The organism is Desulfurivibrio modestus (genome assembly GCF_044068625.1).
Taxonomy (GTDB): domain Bacteria; phylum Desulfobacterota; class Desulfobulbia; order Desulfobulbales; family Desulfurivibrionaceae; genus Desulfurivibrio.
In genome coordinates, this window is record NZ_JBIPKH010000055.1 from 1 (window position 1) to 1961 (window position 1961).

Genomic DNA, 1961 nt, shown 5'->3' on the forward strand with positions numbered 1-1961 from the left:
TGGGATGGTATGAACTCGGCTCACAGCACAGCAGCCGTAAGCTTTCGATCGAAGTCAAGTAGCCTTTTTCTGGCCTCGGTGCGCTTGGGAATAAAACATTCAGCGTCTTCCCCTTTACCTTTTCCGGCACCTTTCTCAACAATTCCTCAAATGTTTGATCAGTAACACCGGTACTCGGGTGTGGTGCCACGGGCAGGATGCATCCGGTCAGTTCGGCAAGTCGATCGCGCAATTCAGCCGTCGGAAGCGTCGCAATAAAGCGCCCCTCACTGATACCTTCTTCGACGTGTTCGATGAAAGTCTTCCATTTCTGTCCATATTCAGGCGTAAGCCTGAACGACAGCCAGAACAAGTTGACATTGACCCTCAACCTTGGGAACCTCTGAACGAGCCTTACCAACACTTCGGCGTGTTCGAGACTCCCGCAATACATGTACAACAGAACCGGCCTATCGCTTCTCGTAAAGCATCGCTCGATCGCAGTGTTGATTTCAGACTCAAACGCGTCGACGAATTTCGTGTTTTCGGCTCGATTGCCAACCTCCCATGAGTGAGAGGTCAGCGTCGGAAAATAACTGGGCCGCGTGGCAAGAATGTCGGCTGCCAAATCCTTCCGGCAAATGACCTCCACATCAAGCCCATCTCGTTTGATCTGTGCCGAAAGCTTCTCGTTATAGGCCATGTAATGACCCGCCCAACTTTTCGCATCCGGGTCAACGATAATCGCACTTTGTGCCAAAGCGGATGCAGAGCAAAATACTCGATGCCCCAACCCAACACGGCTCTTCAATGCCGGTATGTGCGAAAAGCCCAAGCTAACAAACTTCTTGCCAAGTCGTTCGCCGTCACAAAGCTCGGCTTCCAACGTCTCGCAATGCTCCAGATAGTAGTCGTTGTAATCGATGGCAAAAAAAGCGGGGTGAACTTCGCGAATGTTTGCCATCTTGTCGTTAATCTGCGTTTTCTGGTTGTGCCCCCAAAAATACGTGTTCTCGTGCAGCGGCCTGCCGTCGCAGCCAAGAATACCAATCTCATCCGAAAAAGTTGCTGCTAGCGGTATAAGCAAGAGCGTCAGAATGTTAGCCGTCGACCTGACTTCGAAGTCACCAGAAAGATCAAAATTGAATTGGCGATCTTTCACGAACGGAACCGCTATCGTCCGATCCCGCAGTTCCGGCATCGTCGAGACAAACAACCCGTAATACTTGAACGGGATCACTATGGTGAAATCGTAGATGCGTGCAGTTTCACGCAGCCGCTGTCGAAACGCTGCCGCATATTGCGATGGTCCAAAGTGGAAAATCGGGTCCGCAAACACGAGAAGCTGCGGCTTCACCCTGACCATCAACTCGTCATCAAGAATGACGCTGTTACAAACCAGCGAAATGGCGTCTTTATAATCAAAAAGGCGGTATCTCCAGACCGACGGCCCCGTCGCCATCACATACGCGCGCTTGAAACGTCCCAACTTGGCTGCCAGCGCCTCGAACTTCCGCTTGTTTTCCTGTATCAATGCCTCTCTATCTTCAAGCAGGTACAAACCCACTTCAATATAGAGCGACCCTTCCATTCTCGATCTTTGGGGATCAACAGACCAGACCTTCTTGCCAACCTCCCACGCCTTCAACTTCTGCGGCGAAACGAATTCCGGAACAGCGTTCACCTTCCACTTCAAGATGATATCGGCCTCCGCCATGCAGGGCTCAATATCTGACTCTGCTGATGCAGAAACCAAGTGAATCTTTTCTCGGATTCCGAAAAAGCGTTCGGCAATTACGCCATCCATTCCGGTTGCAACGAACCATTTCATATGCCTCAGGCGTTCCGAGGTGATAGGGATAGTAATCTGAGAAATTTGGCAAAATGACAAAAACCAAGCAGCGCGCGAGACTACATCGGCCAGCTCTTCTTCGGTATTGACAACCGGAAAATAACAAATTTTTGTCATATCAAATATTCCC

At 50.4% G+C, this 1961-nt stretch carries 1 protein-coding gene; it reads right to left on the reverse strand.

What is annotated here, in order from left to right:
* On the reverse strand, window positions 1-1948 hold a 1948-nt coding region (locus tag ACHHRT_RS13725), incomplete at its 3' end, for a hypothetical protein (RefSeq protein WP_395500335.1).
* Window positions 1949-1961: the final 13 nt, after the last annotated feature.